Raw genomic sequence first — 17,568 nt, forward strand, 5'->3', positions numbered from 1 at the left:
GTCGCTGGGGTTGGTGTTGGAAGAGTAGCTGTCAGCAGCCGTCCACTGGCCGTTGATCAGGTTGAGATGTGGGGTCATGGATATGCTCTTGATAGAGGAGCTTGTTGCGCCTGTTATTCATAGATCTCAGCATGAAAAGTATCTGAATTCTTGAATAAACAGGCGTAACCAGCTCCTGTATTCATAGTCGTCTCAACGGGCCCAGCGCAGCACCAGCGGATCCAGCCGGCGTGCGATGTCGATGAGCTGGCGGCGCACCTCGGGGTGCATGGGCGGCCAGGGCGAGCGCGGCGCGTCGCAGGCGATCACGCAGCCTTCCTTCATCAGCGCCTTGGCGGCCAGAAAACCGGCCTGGCGGTTCTCGTGGTTGATCAGCGGCAGCCAGCGCTGGTACTCGGCAAAGGCCTTGTCCTTGTCGCCAGCGCGGTGCGCCTCGATGATGGGGCGGATGCCATCGGCGAAGCCGCCGCCGGTCATGGCGCCTGTCGCTCCGGCCTCCAGATCAGCCAGCAGCGTGATGGCTTCCTCGCCGTCCCACGGGCCTTCGATGGCTTCGCCGCCCAGGGCGATCAGCTCGCGCAGCTTGCCCGCCGCACCGGCGGTTTCCATCTTGAAGTAGCTGACCTGCTCAATCTCCCTGGCCATACGGGCCAGAAAGGCCGGCGACAGTGGCGTGCCTGCGGCCGGCGCATCCTGGACCATGATGGGGATGTCGATGGCGTCGGACACGCCCTGGTAGAAGACCTGCACCTGGGATTCGCCGAAGCGGAAGGTGGCGCCGTGGTAAGGCGGCATGACCATGACCATGGCCGCGCCCATGTCCTGGGCGCGGCGGCTGCGCTCGGCGCAGATTCTGGTACTGGTGTGCGTGGTGGTCACGATCACGGGCACACGGCCGCCCACATGCTCCAGGGCCGTTCGCGTGAGGATTTCGCGCTCCTCGTCCGAGACCAGGAACTGCTCGGAGAAGTTGGCCAGGATGCACAGGCCGTCGACGCCCGAGTCGATCATGAAGTCCAGGCAGCGCTTCTGGCTGGTCAGGTCCAGCGTGCCGTCCTCGTGGAAGGTGGTGGGCACGACAGGGAAGATGCCCCGGTAACGGGGATTGGAGAGTCCGGGCATGCTGCGTCTCCTCAATCGATGATGTGGAACTGGTCGAGGTACTCGGTCTTGAGCGTGAGGCCCAGACCCGGCACGTCGTCGCGCAGCTGCAGGAAGCCGTTGTCGGCAACCGGTTCGCCGTCGAAGATGTACCAGAACAGCTCGTTGCCGACTTCCACATCGAAGATGGGGAAGTACTCGGCCATGGGCGAGGCCAGCGTACTCATGGTGAGGTGATAGTTGTGCATCTGGCCCGCATGCGGGATCACAGGCACGGAATAGGCCTCGCACAAGGCATTGATCTTGTGCGCCGCCGTGATGCCGCCCACACGGTTGGTGTCGTACTGCACGACGGAGACGGCCTTCCTGTCCAGCAGTTGCTTGAAGCCGTAGAGCGAAAACTCGTGCTCGCCGCCCGAGATGGGGATGATGTTCATGGCGTTGAGCTCGGCGTAGCCGTCGATGTCGTCGGCGATCACGGGCTCTTCCAGCCAGCGCGGCTCGAACCTGGCGAGCTTGGGCAGCATGCGCTTGGCGTACTCCAGGTTCCAGCCCATATAGCACTCCAGCATCAGGTCGGTGTCGTAGCCGATCACTTCGCGGATGGCCTCGACGGACTTGAGGTTCTCTTTCACGCCCTCCTGCAAATGGGCCGGGCCGTAGCCAAAGCGCATCTTGAAGGCCTTGAAACCCTGGTCCAGGAATTTCTGGGCTTCGTCCTGCATCTCTTTGAGGTCGGTGCGATAGAGCTTGCTGTAGTAGCAGGGAATCTTTTCCTTGGTGCGCCCGCCCAGCAGCTTGAACACGGGCTTGTTCACGCTCTTGCCCAGGATGTCCCAGATGGCCAGATCCACGGCAGAGATGGCGGCCATGGTCACGCCCTTGCGGCCCCAGGCATGGGTGGCACGGTACATGCGCTGCCACAGGTATTCGTAGTCCCAGGGGTCCTGACCGATGACCAGCGGCGCCAGGTACTCGTCGATGATGGCCTTGGCGATTTTGGGCGCCAGGGCCACATTGCCCAGACCGATGATGCCGTCGTCGGTTTCGATCTCGACCACGGTCCACGAATGAAAGCGGAAGGTGCTCATGGACTCGGTGTTGGAGTACACCAGATCCATGGCGTTGGAGCAGAAGTTGCCCTGGGGCGGAACGGTCTTGCCCTTCCATTCATAGACACGGGCGCGGACGGACTTGATCTTCATACAGACCTCGGAAGAAAAGAGTGAGTAGGACAGGCGGCCCAGGCCGCCCGGGAAACGGGCTCAGACGGCTGGGGCAGCCTGGCGATCGCGGTGGGCGGCCCCCATGCGTGCGGCGATCTGCAGCGCCTGCCAGGTGGCCTCCACATTGGCCTTGCCCTGGCCCGCGATGTCGTAGGCAGTGCCGTGGGCCGGCGTGGTGATGGGAATCGGCAGACCGCCCTGCACCGTCACCCCACGCGAGAAGCCCAGCAGCTTGATCGCTATCTGGCCCTGGTCGTGGTACATGGTCACGATGGCCTGGTACTCGCCGGCCTGTGCCTTGAGGAAGATGGTGTCGGCCGGAAACGGGCCGTGGAACGGTGCATCGCTGGGCCAGTCGCGCGCCTGCAGGGCCTGGACTGCGGGCGCGATGATGTCGATTTCCTCGCGGCCGCAGGTGCCGCCGTCGCCGTTGTGCGGGTTGAAGCCGGCAATCGCCACCTTGGGAGCAGCCAGGCCGCTGGCGCGCAAGGCCTTGTAGATCAGCTCGGCCGCCTGGCTGATGCGCTCCACGCTCAGGTAGCCGGCCACATCCTTGAGGGGTACATGCGAGGAAATACGTGAGGTCCAGAGATCACCCAGCGTGTTGAACTCGCAGAAGTAACCGGTCACGCCCAGGTACTCGGCAAAGTGGTGCAGCTCGTCCTCATGGCGCAGGCCGCCCAGCTTCATGGCCTGCTTGTTCAAGGGCGCAAAGCAGATGGCGTCGATATCGCCGCCCAGGGCCGCATCCATGCACCGGTCGAGCACCTGCAGCACCGAGCGGCCGCCTGCCGCCCCCACCTGTCCCGGCACCACATCGGCCTGAGCGACGGTGTCCACGGCCACAAAGGCCGGCAGCCGCGTATCGGCACGCTCGCGCGCATCGGACAGGCCGGCCAGCGGAACGGTTGCAACCTGCAGGCCAGCGATGCGCTGGCCCTGCTCCCAGAGCCAGGGATCGCCTATCAGCACCAGGTTCGCCTGCTCGGTGGCTTGCGGCCTGGCCAGCAAACGCGCAACAAGCTCGGCGCCGATGCCGGAGGGATCGCCCAGGGTCAGGGCGACAACGGGAAGAGAAGCCTTGCTCATGCTCAGTCCAGCTTGATGTTGTTCTTGCGAATGATGTCGCCGAAGCGCTTGTACTCGGCGAGGTGAAAACTGCCGAAGTCGGCCTGGGGCATGGGCCGCAGCTCGGCACCTACGGCTTCGAGGCGGCTCTTGGTCTCGGGCATGGCGATGACCTTGTTGACTTCGTCATGCACTTTTTGCTGAACGGCCTTGGGCGTGGAGGCCGGCATGTAGATGCCGTACCAGGCGCTGATTTCCACCTCGCGCAGACCCGCTTCGGCCATGGTCGGCACCTGGGGCAGCTGAGGGTTGCGCTGGGGCGAAGTGACCGCCAGGGCACGCAGCTTGCCGGCCTTGATCTGGCCTATGACCGAGGGCATGGTGTCGAAGCTCATCTGCACCTGGCCGCTGACCAGATCGACCAGGGCCGCGGCGCTGCCCTTGTAGGGTACATGGGTGATCTGAATGTCTGCTGCATCCTTGAACACCTCGGCAGCGATATGCTGGGTGCTGCTCGTGCCGCTGCTGGCGAAATTGATCTGATTGGGATTCTTCCTGGCCATGGCCACCAGCTCCGCCACCGTGTTGGCGGCAACGGAGTTGCCCACCACCAGCACATTGGGCACGGAGCCGACAAAGGCCACAGGAACCAGATCCCGGTTGTTGTCGTACCCCAGCTTGAGCAGATGCGGTGCGATGGCATGGGCCGTGACCACACCCATGACCATGGTGTGGCCGTCCGTGGCCTTGGCCGTCATGTCCACGGCCAGTGTGTTGGAGACGCCGGGCCGGTTCTCCACGATCACCGGCTGCTTGAGCAGCGGCCCCAGCCTGTCGGCCACGGCGCGGGCCATGGCATCGGTGCCGCCTCCGGGCGCGGACCCCACCAGCATGCGCACGGGCTTGACGGGCCAGTTCGCAGAGTCCTGGGCCTGGACCTGCCAGGGCAGCGCGGCGGCGCCGCACACAGCGGCTATGGAAAGTAGATGACGTCTTTGCACATTTGTCTCCTTGGCTTTTTTATTTCATCGCAGCCCGATGCTAGGGAAGGCGCTGATATGCGTAAATTGAAAGTTATTGATTAATCGATAACCTGAAGCAATAAGAAGCCATGCCATGGGATCGATAGACAAGCGCGACAACACGCCACAGTTGCTTAACCGGCTGCGCATGCGCCAGGTGGCCTTGATACTGGCCATCGACGAGCGCCAGACCTTGCGCGCGGCAGCGGCCGAGCTCGGCCTGACCCAGCCTGCCGCCACCAAAATGCTGCAGGAACTCGAAGATGCCCTGGGTCAGCCCCTGTTCGAGCGCGTGGGCCGGCGGCTGCAGCGCAATGCGGCCGGAGAGCGGGTGCTGGAATATTTCCGTTCGCTGCGCGGCAATATCGAGGCCCTGAATCGCGAACTGGGCGAGCTGCGCCAGGGAAGCTCCGGGCGGCTGGCCGTGGGCAGCATCATGGCCGCGTCACCCGGGCGGCTCACCCAGGCCTTGCTGGAGCTGAAACAGCAGCTGCCCTTGCTGGAGCTGGAAGTGGCCGTGGACACCAGCGATCGCTTGCTGGCGCAGCTGCGTGAGGGAGTGCTGGAGGTGGTCGTCGGGCGCATGACGAATGAAGCGGGCCGCGATTGCCGCTTTTGCCCGATCGACGACGAGCAGCTGGCCTTCATCGTGTGCGAGGGACATCCGCTGCTGTCGCTGCAGCGGCCCGGTCTGCAGGCTTTGCAGGGACATGGCTGGGTCATGCAGCCACCCGGCAGCCCCATGCGCAGCTTGATCGAACAAGAGTTCCGCGAGCACAGTCTGCCGCTGCCGCGCGGTCTGATCGAAACCGGCTCCATACTCACCACCATCAATCTGGTGCGCAGCTCGAATATGGTGGGCGTGATTCCGCGCACGGTGGCGGACCTTCATGCCGCCCACGGCATGCTGCATATCCTGCCGTATCGGACCAAGCACAGTCTGGAGGCCTACGGCAGCCTGGTACGCAAGGACAGGCCCATCAGCCGCTCGGCACAGATGTTCCTGGATCTGCTGCACCATCAACGTACGGTTGCCTGAACAGCGTCTGGCATTCGCTCGAAGTCGATCTTTGCGCACTAGTCAGGTCAGCCCAAATTTAGCCCGGAGTGCTAAAAACCGTCCACCTCCACTTTTCCAAATGCCTTGAGCCTTGAGCCTCAAGCGCAGGCATTGCACGGTGGCGGAAACGCACAAACCTTACCGGGAATGGACCGCATCCTCAGGATTCAGCAAAGCCGGAATCTCGGCCACCAGCGCGTCGATGGCCACCCGCAACTTGCAACGTAATTGCCGTGCCTGTGGCCAGAGTGCATGGATCTCATAGGAGCGTGCCCGATAGTCGGGCAGGATATGTACCAGCTCTCCACGCTTGGCATAGCTGCTCAGCAGCCAGCAAGGGACCCAGGCAATGCCATAGCCCGCCACAGCAGCAGCGGCAATGGCCTGTATATCGTCCATGCTGATCTGGGAGTGCACCTGCAGGCGGTAGTCCGAGCTGCCGCCTCGCCCAGCAACTGGCGAAACATTCCACGGGGCGACGACACCCGAGTGCGAATAACTGATGACCGCATGACCATCGAGCTCCTCCAGTTTGCCGGGCGTGCCGTGGCGTGCCAGATAGGCCGGGGAAGCTCCGATGCTGATGTGCTGCGTGCCCAGCAGGCGCGCAGACAAGGTGCCGCTGTCTTGCAGCGGGCCTATGCGTATGGCCAGGTCAAATCCCTCCTCGATCAGATCGACTGTACGGTCGCCAAACGACAGATCGATGCTCAGCTGCGGATACAGACGCGTCAGATTCAGCAGTATTGGCGCCACGCACAGCTGCCCAAAGCCTTCTGGCACGCTGACCCGTAGGCGCCCGATGGGCTCCATGCGGCCACTGTCCAGATCCGCCTCGGCTGCATCCAGCTCCTTGAGTGCACGGGTGCAGCGCTCGTAGTAGATCTGTCCTTCCGCAGTCAGGGTCTGGGTACGCGTATTGCGCTGCAGTAGCCTCGAGCCCAGACGTGCCTCCAGCCTGGCAACGGCCTTGCCCACGGCAGAGCGCGTCACGCCAAGCCGCTTGGCAGCAGCAGTGAAGCCGCCCGCTTCCACCACCTGCACAAAGGTGGAGACTCCTTCCAGAGGGTCTTGCACAGTCATGTCGATTGGATCCTTCAGCTCCCCAATGATGGGAAATCAACGCGTAAATTTAAGAATTTTATTCCCATAGACTCGCGTTGAACGTTCTGCGCCAGAACGCAGTTTCCCTTTTCTGGAGTGCGCAACCATGTCCTCGAATGATGTTGATCTCTTGAACACCAGCAGCCTGGAGCCGGCACCGACCCGGCGCAATCGCATTGCGCTGCTATCGGTCTGTCTGGCCTCACTGATGTTCAGCCTTGAAATCTCCAGCGTGCCTGTCATCTTGCCCACGCTGGAGTCCGTTCTGCACAGTGACTTCAAAGACATTCAGTGGATCATGAATGCCTACACCATCGCCTGCGTCTCGGTGCTCATGGCCACCGGGACACTGGCAGACCGGTTTGGCCGCAAGCGGGTCTTTCTGATCTCCATAGCCCTCTTTGCGTTTTCATCGCTGCTGTGCGGCCTGGCATGGAACACACCGATGCTGATTGCCAGCCGCGTGTTCCAGGGGGCCAGCGGCGGCGCCATGCTGATCTGCCTGGTAGCCGTCCTCTCGCATCAATTTCCGCAAGGCGCCGAGCGCAGCCGCGCCTTCAGCACCTGGGGAGTCATGCTCGGCATAGGCTTGGGCTTCGGCCCGCTGATTGGCGGCATGATCGTCGCCCTATCGGACTGGCGCTGGGTGTTCTGGGTACACGTGCTGATTGCCACGCTGACTTTCTTTCTGGCCACCATCGCCGTGCAGGAATCGCATGACCCCAAGGCCGGCGCGCTGGATCTTGCGGGCATCGTCACGCTGTCCCTCGCAGTATTTGGCCTGGCCTTCTTTGTGACGCAGGGCTCCGATACCGGTTTTGGCAGCATGTCTGCGCTGGCCGCCATGGCTGTGGGTCTGCTGAGTTTTGCGACCTTTGTGTGGGTGGAACTGCGTGCCCAGCATCCCATGTTCGACTTCTCCGTCTTTCGGGTGCGCAATTTCTCCGGTGCGCTGATGGGCTCCATGGGCATGAACTTCAGCTTCTGGGCGTTCATCATCTACTTGCCCATCTATTTTCAGAGTGCGCTAGGTCAGGATGTCACGGCCGCCGGCGTCTCGCTGCTAGCCTACACCCTTCCCACGCTGGTGTTCCCGGTGGTTGGAGAACGCATCGCCATGCGCTATGGCCCGCGTATCGCCATTCCACTGGGGCTATTCGCCATCGGTCTTGGGTTCATGCTGATGCTCGCTGGCAGCCAGCTCGCCAACAGCCACTGGCTTTACGTGCTGCCGGGCTGCCTGATTGCCGGCGCAGGGCTGGGCATCACCAACACCCCAGTGACCAATACCACCACGGCAGCGGTCTCCAGCGCACGCGCCGGCATGGCGTCCGGCATCGACATGAGTGCCCGCATGATTACGCTGTCGATCAATATCGCGCTGATGGGTTTCCTGCTGGTGCACGGCGTGCAGCAGCACCTGCAAACCGCATTGCATGAACCCGTAGATGCTGCTGCGCTGCGCGAGATGGCCAACGGCATTGTCTCTGGCAACCTGCAAGCCCTGTACGCCCTGCAAGCAGGCGCTGACGCAGCCACTTCGCCGCAGGCACTGACAGACATTGCCCGCGAGGCGCTGGTACACAGCTTTGGCGGCGTAATGCTCTATGCCGCCATCGCCGTGTGGCTGCTGGCACTGGGCAGCTTTGTGATCTTTTCGGGTCACAGGCCAGCCCGGTGACTTTTATGGCGCTCCATGCCGATGGGCAAGAATCTGCTCGCTGATCTGCAACTTGGTTGCCTGCATTGCCATGGACATCGATTTCCTGCCGGGGCTGCAAGCGGCAGGCCTCGACAACATCGCAGGATTGGCAGCCGTGCCACCTGCTGTGTGCACCAGGCCAGAATCAGCATCCATGCCGAAGTACCACTGCTTGCCTCTCCCGCTCTGGTGCATCTCTTCACCATGCACCTTGTTTCCATTCTTGGTGAATGTCAGTGCAGCACTCCAGGTAGCGTCCACGTTGGTGCCTGCGTGCGGCATAGCTCTGCCCAATGCACTGCCGTGGCAAATTCATAGCACGCTCCAAGTCGATCAAAGACTGCGGTGCTTTTGCACCGCCTGCGATTTGCTGAATCGTGTCGACGGCTCCTCACGGATAGAAGAGTCACATCGCAATATATTTAAAAATCAGGATATTTATCCCAATAAATTTGTTTAACAAATTTATTGAAACCATCCAGACTTCCTCCAAGACTCATAGAACCTGGAGACATCCGTTGGAGCAAAAGATTTTCAGTGCGCCTGGGCACTTTTTCCGTCCCTCGCGTTCACATGCTGTGGTTATTGGCGGCGGAACGATGGGAGCCGATGTCGCGGTCGTTCTTTGCCGAGGAGCTTGCAAAACGACTGTTGTCGAGTCCAATCCCGACCGTGCTGCCAAAGTCCCTGGACTGGTCCATCACGGCTTGACCCAACTGGATGCGGGGCAGCAGCTTGCCCACCTGTCCGTCGTCTCGTCATTGGACGACCTCGACTGGAGTTCTGTGGATCTTGTGATCGAATGCATCCCGGAGCGCCTGGACATCAAGCAAGCGCTTTTCAAGCAACTCGAGCAGCGCGCCCGCAAGAATGCATTGCTGGCCAGCAACAGCTCTAGCTTCCCCATTACGGCCATTGCAGAAGGCCTGGCAACGCAGGAACGCATGCTGGGTCTGCACTTCTTCATGCCTGCACACCTGACGCCTCTTGTCGAAGTGGTGTGCGGCGAGGCATCCCGCATGGAATGTGCAGAGAACCTTCATGCTTTCATGCGCCAGTGCGGCATGGTGCCGGTGCTGGTCAAGAAGGATTTGCCAGGCTTTTTGGCGAATCGTCTTCAGCACGCGCTGGCTCGCGAAGCTTTTGCACTGATTGAAGCTGGCATTGCATCAGCCGAAGACGTGGATGCAGCCGTGCGCTTTGGCTTCGGCTTTCGCTTTCTTGCAGCGGGCCCCGTGCTTCAGCGCGACCATGCAGGTCTGGAAGTCCACTGCGCCGCTGGAGCAACGATGTATCCATCGCTGGCGGCCAACAAGGAGCCAAGCCCATGCCTTTCGCAAAGAGTGGCTGAGGGAAAATTCGGCATGAAGTCCGGAGAAGGTTTTTTCAAGTGGACTCCAGAGAGCATCGCGCAAGAGAAACAGCGCTACCAGAAGACGCTGCTGGCAGGTCTCGAACTTCTCAAGAGCGAATTGCCTTCCGTGGGCGACGCTGCCGAGCAATAAGAGGAGCGCATGATGAATACACCTCTGATCATCACCGTTGCCCCCAACGGAGCCTACAAGACCAGGGAGCAGCACCCTGAGGTTCCTCTGACTGCGGCCGATCTGGCACAGACCGCCAAGGAATGCCTGGACTCCGGTGCGTCCATGATTCATATGCATGTACGCAAGCCTGACGGCAAGCATTTGCTCGATGCCAGCGCCTACATTGAAGCCACTGCTGCAGTGCGCAAAGCAGTGGGCCAGGAGCTGGTGGTTCAGGTCACCACTGAAGCAGCACAGGTCTACCAGCCATACGAGCAGATGCGGGTCGCACGCGAAACGGCTCCGGAAGCGATCTCTGTCGGCTTGCGCGAAATACTCAAACCTGAAGTTCCCGAAGCGGATATCCAATCCTTCTTCACATGGCTCAAGCAAAGCAATGTGATGACCCAGATCATCCTGTATGACGTGGCGGACGTGCAGGCCTGGCAGCGCCTGCTTGCAAGCGGCGTCATCCCGGAAAACAAATGGTTTCTGCTGTTTGTACTGGGCCGCTACTCGGCGGGCCAGACCTCTTCGCCCATCGATCTGCTGCCATTCCTGAATGCCCATGACGATGCCCATCCATGGGCGATGTGCGCCTTCGGCCCGCAGGAAAACGCATGCGCGATGGCTGCTGCAAGTCTTGGAGGCCATGCGCGCGTCGGCTTCGAGAACAACCTGTTCCTGAAGAGCGGCGAGCCGGCAGCAAGCAATGCAGCCTTGGTCGACCAAGTTTGCCAGGGGGCCGCAGCGCTGGGCCGCCCTCTGGCCACGGCTCACGATATTCGAGGCATGTTCCTGAACTGATCAGCACTTCAAGGCAGCAGCGCCTCTTCTGCCTTCAAGTAGTGATCTCTTGGAGGCACAAGATGGTCTGCCGTCAGACGGATCAGACGCTCCCTCGCCCCCTCCCCTTCCGCCAGCACCGCCAGCAGCTCGTGATGCTCCTTTTGGGATTGCAGCTGACGCTCTCTGGACATCAGCGTTCCAAATCGAATTGCATGCGTTTGGCGCGCGAAGTCTTCGATGGATTGCGACAGAAAAACATTGCCGCATTGAGCAAACAAAAGCCGATGAAACTCCTGGTTGGTCCGAAAAATGCCGCGCGGGTCCTGTTGCAGGATAGCTGCGTCATGCCCGGTCTGAATGCGCCTGAGCTGCTCCAGGGCATCACGGTCCAGAGGCAGCGCAATTCTGCGCATAGCCTCCAGCTCGAGCAGCTCTCTCATTTCGTAGAGATGAATGACTTCATCTCTGCTGAAAGCCTTCACCATGGAGCCAATATTGCGCCTGCGCTCAAGCAGGCCAGCGCTTTCGAGCTGAGCCAAAGCGTCTCGCACCACATGGCGTTTGGCTGCGAACCGTTCCATCAGATCATCTTCGACAAGACGCACTCTGGGAGCCAAGAGGCCCAGAACAATGTCTTCCTCCAATGTCGCGGCAATCACGGATGCACCGTCCTCGGATGGACGGCGCTCCTTGGCAAAAGCGCCCGTCGGCATATGAACTTAACTCCTTGGAATCGAACCCTTGCGCTGCGTCGCGGTCAAGAAATCAAAGTCTGCGCCACGATCAGCCTGCAAAACAGTTTTCTTGAACAGATGCGCGTAACCACGCTCTGCCACAGGAACTTGAACAGGCTTGGCATTCTGACGCATAGCCAGCTCTTCATCGCTGACCAGCCATTCAATACAGCGCTCGCGCACCGACAGGCGAATTCTGTCTCCGGTTTGCACCCAGGCCAAGGGGCCGCCAATCGCTGCCTCTGGCGTCACATGCAGGACGATGGTGCCGAAAGCGGTGCCGCTCATACGGCCATCAGAAACGCGCACCATGTCTTTCACGCCTTGAGCGGCGAGTTTCTTGGGAATGGGCAAGTAACCCGCTTCCGGCATCGCCGCTGCTTTGGGGCCGATATTCTTGAGCACCAGCACATCCTCGGCCCGCACATCAAGCTCGGGCGAGTCGATACGCGCTGCCAGGTCCTCTGCATTCTCGAAGACAACGGCACGGCCCTCATGCTCCATCAGCTCGGGGTTGGCTGCGGACTGCTTGATGATGGCGCCTGCCGGGGCAAGATTGCCGTGCAGCACGGCAATGCCTCCCTGCGGATACAAAGGGGCATCCAAAGTCTTGACCACATGCTGCTTGAAGCCTGGGCCAGCCGCCTCCAGCTCCTCGCCCAAGGTGCGCCCCGTCACGGTCAGAGCATCCAGATGCAGCAGGGGCTTGAGCTCTCGAAGCAGGGTATGCATGCCGCCGGCTGCATGAAAGTCCTCCATGTAGTGGTCGCCGGACGGCTTGAGGTCGAGCAACACGGGAGTATTGCGGCTCATGACGTCCAAAGCCTTGAGATCCAGCTCGTAGCCCAGGCGACCCGCGATCGCGGCCAGATGCACGATGGCATTGGTCGAGCCGCCCATGGCCAGCAACACGCGCATGGCGTTTTCGAAGGCAGCAGGCGTGAGAATCTTGTCAATGCTCAATCCTGCACGCGCCATGTGCACGGCCACCTCACCGGATCGCTCCGCAATTCGAATGCGGTCGGCAGTAACCGCTGGAGGAGTTGCACTGCCAGGAATGCCAATCCCCAGAGCCTCTGCAATGCAGGCCATCGTGCTGGCAGTGCCCGCCACCGAGCAGGTGCCCACGCTGGCGACGAGCTGATTGTTGACGTCGGAAATTTCCTCAGCATCAATTTCTTCGGCACGAAATTTTCCCCAGTAGCGCCGGCAATCGGTGCACGCACCCACTCTTTCGCTTCGATGCGATCCCGTGAGCATGGAGCCGGTGACCAGTTGCACTGCCGGCAGTCCGACCGAAGCAGCTCCCATCAGCTGAGCCGGCACTGTCTTGTCACACCCCCCGATCAGCACGACCGCATCCATGGGTTGCGCTCGCAGCATCTCCTCCGTGTCCATGGACATGAGGTTGCGCAGGTACATGCTGGTCGGCTGGGAAAAGCTCTCGTGCAGCGAGATGGTCGGGAAGTCCATGGGCAGACCGCCTGCCATCAGGATGCCGCGCTTCACCGCCTCAATCAATTGCGGCATGTTTCCGTGACAAGGGTTGTAGGAGCTGCCTGTGTTCGAGATACCAATCACAGGTCTGTCCAGCGCCTTGTCGGTATAGCCCGCCCCCTTGATGAAGGCCTTGCGCAAAAAGAGAGAGAAACCGCGATCACCATAGTTGGTGAGTCCTTTGGAAATGCCGCTCGAAGCGGCTTCCGGATGAATCGTGGCTTGCTGGTCTGGCTTGTTCGTCATGGGAGGGTTAACCATTGTTGATGCGCTGATTATTAATAATATTATTGATTAAAAGAAAAATCGAGCGCTCAAACAAGAAAGCGCATACCTGAAAACCCTAAAGGAGACTTCATGAAACCCACAGAACTCGTTAATCCGGGCATGCGCCGCCGCAATCTCATTAACCTGGTTGCAACCGCCCTCGTCGCATCTGGTGCATCGGGAGCAGCCTGTGCGCAAACTGACTACCCCACCAAACCCGTGAGGCTGGTGGTTCCCTATGCGCCGGGCGGAGCGACAGATGTCATCGGCCGCGTTCTTGCCAAGCAGCTTTCAGACGCACTCGGGCAGCAGTTCGTCGTCGACAATCGCGCCGGAGCTGGCGGTAGCCTTGGTGCAGGTCAAGTCGCCAAATCACCTGCTGATGGCTACACCTTGCTGATGGGTGCATTCACAAGCCACACCATCAATGCAGCGCTAACGCCTGCTGCGACTCCTTTTGACATCCATAAGAGCTTCTCTCATATCTCCGTCGTAGGTACCGTTCCGCTGGTATTTGTGGTCAACCCCAATGTTCAGGCGAAGTCCGTCAAGGAACTGGTAGCGCTTGCCAAGGCCAGCCCCGGCAGCGTCACGTTTGCATCCGCAGGCAATGGCTCGCCTCAGCATCTCTCGATCGAGATGTTCAAGCGTCAGACACAGGTTGAAGTCGTTCATGTGCCCTACAAAGGCAGCGGACCCGCTCTTTCCGATCTGCTCGGCGGTCAGGTCAACGCCATGATTGACACCGTTCCTGCCGCACAAAGCCAGATCAAGGCAGGCAAGCTCCGGGCCCTGGCCACAACGACCAAAGAACGCGTTGCCTCGATTCCAGACATCGCTACTGCCGTGGAAGCTGGATTTCCAGACATGCAGGTCAGCTCCATGTTTGCACTTTCGGCACCTGCAGGAACTCCAGGTGCAGTCATTCAGAAGATCAATTCAGCGCTGAAAGTGATTCTGTCCAAGCAGGATGTCAAGGACTCCATGCTCGCCCAGGGGACTATTGCTACCTACAGCACGCCGGACGAGTCGGCCAAGATCATCAACGCCGAGTACGCCAAGTGGGCCCGATTGATCAAAGACAGCGACATCAAGGCTGAATAAGCGAAGATAGCGGAGCTCCAGGACGCTGCAGCTCCGCTACCTATACTGCTGTGGTGGAAGCCAATCTATCAACCAAAGACCTGAGAGCGGTAGTAGCCCTGAGCCAGACCAAGAGCTTTGGTCAAGCCGCCCTCCTGGTTCACCTCTCCCAATCTGCGCTGTCGGCCCTGATTGCGCGTGTGGAAGCCCAAATCGGAGCAAGACTGTTTGAGCGCACCACTCGCGCTGTCGAGCTGACCGATGCGGGGCATGTTTTTATTGCCCATGCCCAGGAGATCTTGCGAGATACGCAGCGAGCCCTACGGGCCGTGACGGACACCGTCCAGCTCAGAACGGGATCGGTGACGGTTGCAGCACTTCCTTCTTTGGCCGCCTCGCTGCTGCCAAAGGTCTTTGCCGAATTCACGCGGATTCATCCCGGGGTACGCTTGTCCTTGCTTGATACCTTATCGGGCCCTGCGTTTGATCTCGTTCGTGATGGCAAGGTCGACTTTGCACTCACTGCAGCAGATCCCAAGCAAGAAGACCTCGCCTATGAGCAATTGATGGAGGACCAGTTCTTTCTCATCTGTCCCGATGACCATCCTCTATCCAAGCAGGCAGGTCCCGTCCCGATCGAGAACACCTTGGACTATCCGCATGTCTCCATGCCCAGTTCTGCCAGCGTCCGCCAGTACATTGATGCGGATCTGCACTCAAAAGGGCTCTATTTCGCTCCCGTCTTTGAAGTTGACCATATTGCAACCATAGGAGCTCTGGTCAGTGCGGGCCTGGGCATCAGCGCACTACCTGAAACAGCCGTATCGCTGTTGCAAGCTGGCCGCCTTGTGCAGATTCCTTTGTCGTCCCCCGGAATTCAACGTCCTTTGGGCATGGTGATGCGCCGCCACGCACCTCGAAGCTCGGCGGCCAAGGCATTGGAGGCGTTAATCAGAGCGAGCCTGCACAACCTGGCCTCTCATTCAAGCTAGTGCACTACAGCAGATGCCAGGAAAGAGAGAGGTCGAAGGGAATGTAAAAAATTCTCCACGAATCGACACGAGCCGCCTGAACCGTCAAAAACCAACAAAAGCTGTGGGAACTTTGTCTTTAGCACTCTCTCTAACGGAGTGCTAATATGAAGATCATGGAAGAAAGGAAACCTGCAATGAAAACTGCCTCCGGCTCCATTGCTACTGCCTTGGCGCCCGCGAACCCCTGGGCGCTGGTACCTCCGCTGGGCAACCTGGATGCCTATATCTCGGCGGTCAATCGTATGCCAATGCTCACCCTTGAGGAAGAGCAGGACTACGCTCGCAAGCTCAAAGAACACAATGATCTGGACGCCGCCGGGCGTCTGGTGATGTCTCACCTGCGTCTGGTCGTCTCCATCTCGCGCCAGTACCTGGGTTATGGCCTGCCTCACGGCGACCTGATTCAGGAAGGCAATGTGGGACTGATGAAGGCTGTCAAACGCTTCGACCCCGATCAGGGCGTGCGTCTGGTCAGCTACGCTATGCACTGGATCAAGGCGGAAATCCACGAATACATTCTGAAGAACTGGCGCATGGTCAAGGTCGCCACGACCAAGGCCCAGCGCAAGCTGTTCTTCAATCTGCGCTCGATGAAGCATGACCTGAAGTCCGATGCCGCCATGGCGGACGAAGAGCTGGCCCTGCGCGAGACGCTGACCTCGAACGAAATTGACGCGGTTGCTGCAAAGCTCAACGTCAAGCGCGAGGAAGTCATCGAGATGGAAACCCGTCTGGCCGGTGGCGATGTGCTGCTGGATCCTTCTCCCAGCGACGACGGAGAGCAGGCCTTCGGCCCCATCGCCTACCTGGCTGATGCCAGCCACGAGCCTACAGCCATGCTTGAATCGCGCCAGCGCGATCATCTGGCAACCGATGGCCTGGTCATGGCCCTGGAGGGCCTGGATGACCGCAGCCGCCGCATCGTTGAAGAGCGCTGGCTCAAGGTCAATGACGACGGCTCTGGCGGCATGACGCTGCATGAGCTGGCTGCCGAATACGGTGTGAGCGCCGAGCGCATTCGCCAAATTGAGGTAGCCGCCATGAAAAAGATGAAAAAAGCGCTGGCCGAGTTTGCGTAAACGCCAACTTGCGCAGCAAGGCTTAAAAAGGCTGAAATGCTGAACCTCAAACCCGGATAATTTCCGGGTTTTTTATTTGTCGAAAGACATGCTGCACTCATGGGCAGCCATCAACCATCAAGAATTCACAAGAGACCTGCCATGCCTATTCGCACTTCGCGCCTCCTGAAGAACCTGTCCCGCCGCAGCCTGGTTGCAGCAGGAGTCGCCATGGTGGCGACAGCAATGGCTCCGGCCACCATGGCAGCCGACAACTGGCCCGACAAGCCCCTGCATCTGATCGTGGGCTTCCCCGCAGGCTCCTCGCCCGATCTAACGGCCCGCGCATTGGCCGAGCCATTGGAGAAGAAGCTGGGTCAGACCATCATCGTGGAGAACCGCGTGGGGGCCGGCGGCAATATCGCCGGCGAATATGTCGCCAAGGCTGATGGCTACACCTTCAGCGTGATGATCAACGGCAATATGACCATTGCCAAGATGCTCAACCCTGCCGTGCGCTATGACCCCATCAAGGACCTGCAGCCCGTGAGCCTGATCGGCGTGGCTCCGCTGGTGCTGGTAGCCCCCGCGTCGGCCCCACAAGGCAAAGCCTTCATGGAAGCGGCCGCCAAGGCTGGCGACAAATGGAGCTATGGCTCGCCCGGTGTCGGTACCGTGGGCCATCTGGGCATGGAACTGCTCAAGAGCCGCTCGGCCATCAAGGCCGTGCACGTGCCCTATACCGGCTACCCCCAAGTTTTCAACGGCATTCAGGGCGGCGATTTGAAGCTGTCCATGCTCCCTCCGGCACTGGCAATGGCACAGATTCAGGCCGGCAAGCTGCACGGCATTGGAGTGACCTCTGCGGCACGCAGCCCGCTGGCTCCCGGCCTTCCCAGCCTCAAAGAGCTCGGCGTCAACAACTTTGATCTGGAAATCTGGAACGCCGTGGCTGCTCCCAGATCCATGCCCAAGGCCCATGTGGACAAGCTGGCAGCCGCCGTCAGCGAGATCGTGCGTACGCCCGAGATGCGCCAGAAGCTGTCCATGCAAGGCTGGCAAGCTGTGGGCAGCTCGCCCGAGGGCCTGAGCAACCGCATCCAGCAGGATGTGAAGGCGCTGGGCACCATCATTCGCGAGCAGGGAATCACGGCGCAGTAAACACGCCCCCTGAGCCGCTTTGCGGCTTCCCCCGAGGGGGACGACAGCCTAAGCTGCGGGACGGCCCTTGCTGGCCATCTCTCGGCTGGGACAGCTCCAGTTTTTCGACATTCCGTGCTCTGAGCTCTACTCCGGG

Annotated in this window: 15 protein-coding genes and 1 pseudogene; 8 read left to right on the forward strand and 8 right to left on the reverse strand. The window is 60.2% G+C overall.

Annotated features, from left to right (window positions below):
* Nucleotides 1–192 precede the first annotated feature (192 nt).
* The 4 genes from AAIL66_RS20750 to AAIL66_RS20765 are packed head-to-tail and all read right to left on the reverse strand — an operon-like array spanning nt 193 to nt 4,396.
* Nucleotides 193–1,122 carry a dihydrodipicolinate synthase family protein gene (locus AAIL66_RS20750; RefSeq protein ID WP_343497640.1) on the reverse strand — a complete coding sequence of 310 codons (930 nt, stop codon included), beginning with the start codon at nt 1,120–1,122 and terminating at the stop codon, nt 193–195.
* An 11-nt stretch (nt 1,123–1,133) separates the two neighbouring features.
* Entirely contained in the window at nt 1,134–2,306 is a 1,173-nt protein-coding gene (locus AAIL66_RS20755; protein ID WP_343497641.1) for an L-rhamnonate dehydratase, read from the reverse strand.
* Between the two features lie 60 nt (nt 2,307–2,366).
* Nucleotides 2,367–3,416, reverse strand: a complete 1,050-nt coding sequence (locus AAIL66_RS20760) for a 4-hydroxythreonine-4-phosphate dehydrogenase PdxA (RefSeq protein WP_343497642.1) — start codon at nt 3,414–3,416, stop codon at nt 2,367–2,369.
* A 2-nt stretch (nt 3,417–3,418) separates the two neighbouring features.
* On the reverse strand, nt 3,419–4,396 hold the full coding sequence (locus tag AAIL66_RS20765) for a tripartite tricarboxylate transporter substrate binding protein (protein ID WP_343497643.1): 978 nt from the start codon (nt 4,394–4,396) through the stop codon (nt 3,419–3,421).
* A gap of 115 nt (nt 4,397–4,511) precedes the next feature.
* Between AAIL66_RS20765 and AAIL66_RS20770 the strand changes: the two genes are divergently transcribed.
* Nucleotides 4,512–5,456, forward strand: a complete 945-nt coding sequence (locus AAIL66_RS20770; RefSeq protein WP_343497644.1) for a LysR family transcriptional regulator — start codon at nt 4,512–4,514, stop codon at nt 5,454–5,456.
* Between the two features lie 159 nt (nt 5,457–5,615).
* Here the strand turns inward: AAIL66_RS20770 and AAIL66_RS20775 are convergent, their stop codons facing one another.
* A complete protein-coding gene (locus AAIL66_RS20775; RefSeq protein ID WP_080746069.1) occupies nt 5,616–6,560 on the reverse strand; it encodes a LysR family transcriptional regulator in 945 nt (314 codons plus the stop codon).
* Nucleotides 6,561–6,687: 127 nt separating this feature from the next.
* Between AAIL66_RS20775 and AAIL66_RS20780 the strand changes: the two genes are divergently transcribed.
* The gene (locus AAIL66_RS20780; protein ID WP_343497645.1) at nt 6,688–8,262 is read left to right on the forward strand and encodes an MFS transporter; all 1,575 of its coding nucleotides are present in this window, start codon (nt 6,688–6,690) and stop codon (nt 8,260–8,262) included.
* A gap of 108 nt (nt 8,263–8,370) precedes the next feature.
* On the opposite strand, the pseudogene AAIL66_RS20785 reads toward AAIL66_RS20780, so the two are convergent.
* Nucleotides 8,371–8,481, reverse strand: a pseudogene (locus tag AAIL66_RS20785) (IS5/IS1182 family transposase); the annotation flags it as partial.
* Nucleotides 8,482–8,882: 401 nt separating this feature from the next.
* Here AAIL66_RS20785 and AAIL66_RS20790 point away from each other — a divergent pair.
* Entirely contained in the window at nt 8,883–9,788 is a 906-nt protein-coding gene (locus AAIL66_RS20790) for a 3-hydroxyacyl-CoA dehydrogenase NAD-binding domain-containing protein (protein WP_241781201.1), read from the forward strand.
* 12 nt (nt 9,789–9,800) lie between these two features.
* Nucleotides 9,801–10,616: a 3-keto-5-aminohexanoate cleavage protein gene (locus AAIL66_RS20795; protein ID WP_080745866.1), complete on the forward strand. Its 816-nt coding sequence runs from the start codon at nt 9,801–9,803 to the stop codon at nt 10,614–10,616.
* An 8-nt stretch (nt 10,617–10,624) separates the two neighbouring features.
* Here AAIL66_RS20795 and AAIL66_RS20800 read toward each other — a convergent pair whose 3' ends face one another.
* Nucleotides 10,625–11,257 carry a GntR family transcriptional regulator gene (locus AAIL66_RS20800; RefSeq protein ID WP_343497646.1) on the reverse strand — a complete coding sequence of 211 codons (633 nt, stop codon included), beginning with the start codon at nt 11,255–11,257 and terminating at the stop codon, nt 10,625–10,627.
* Nucleotides 11,258–11,317: 60 nt separating this feature from the next.
* Entirely contained in the window at nt 11,318–13,075 is a 1,758-nt protein-coding gene (locus tag AAIL66_RS20805) for an IlvD/Edd family dehydratase (protein WP_034378095.1), read from the reverse strand.
* 111 nt (nt 13,076–13,186) lie between these two features.
* Here AAIL66_RS20805 and AAIL66_RS20810 point away from each other — a divergent pair, with 111 nt between their 5' ends.
* The 4 genes from AAIL66_RS20810 to AAIL66_RS20825 all read left to right on the forward strand — a co-directional run bounded on the left by AAIL66_RS20810 (nt 13,187) and on the right by AAIL66_RS20825 (nt 17,432).
* Nucleotides 13,187–14,200, forward strand: coding sequence for a tripartite tricarboxylate transporter substrate binding protein (locus AAIL66_RS20810; protein ID WP_034353791.1), 1,014 nt, complete (start codon nt 13,187–13,189; stop codon nt 14,198–14,200).
* A gap of 53 nt (nt 14,201–14,253) precedes the next feature.
* Nucleotides 14,254–15,171: a LysR family transcriptional regulator gene (locus tag AAIL66_RS20815; RefSeq protein ID WP_233425104.1), complete on the forward strand. Its 918-nt coding sequence runs from the start codon at nt 14,254–14,256 to the stop codon at nt 15,169–15,171.
* Between the two features lie 176 nt (nt 15,172–15,347).
* Nucleotides 15,348–16,292 carry an RNA polymerase sigma factor RpoH gene (rpoH, locus tag AAIL66_RS20820; protein WP_003071304.1) on the forward strand — a complete coding sequence of 315 codons (945 nt, stop codon included), beginning with the start codon at nt 15,348–15,350 and terminating at the stop codon, nt 16,290–16,292.
* Nucleotides 16,293–16,433: 141 nt separating this feature from the next.
* Nucleotides 16,434–17,432, forward strand: a complete 999-nt coding sequence (locus AAIL66_RS20825; protein WP_034353799.1) for a tripartite tricarboxylate transporter substrate binding protein — start codon at nt 16,434–16,436, stop codon at nt 17,430–17,432.
* Nucleotides 17,433–17,568: the final 136 nt, after the last annotated feature.

The sequence above is a fragment of the Comamonas sp. F1-6 genome, assembly GCF_039581415.1.
GTDB lineage: Bacteria > Pseudomonadota > Gammaproteobacteria > Burkholderiales > Burkholderiaceae_C > Comamonas > Comamonas thiooxydans.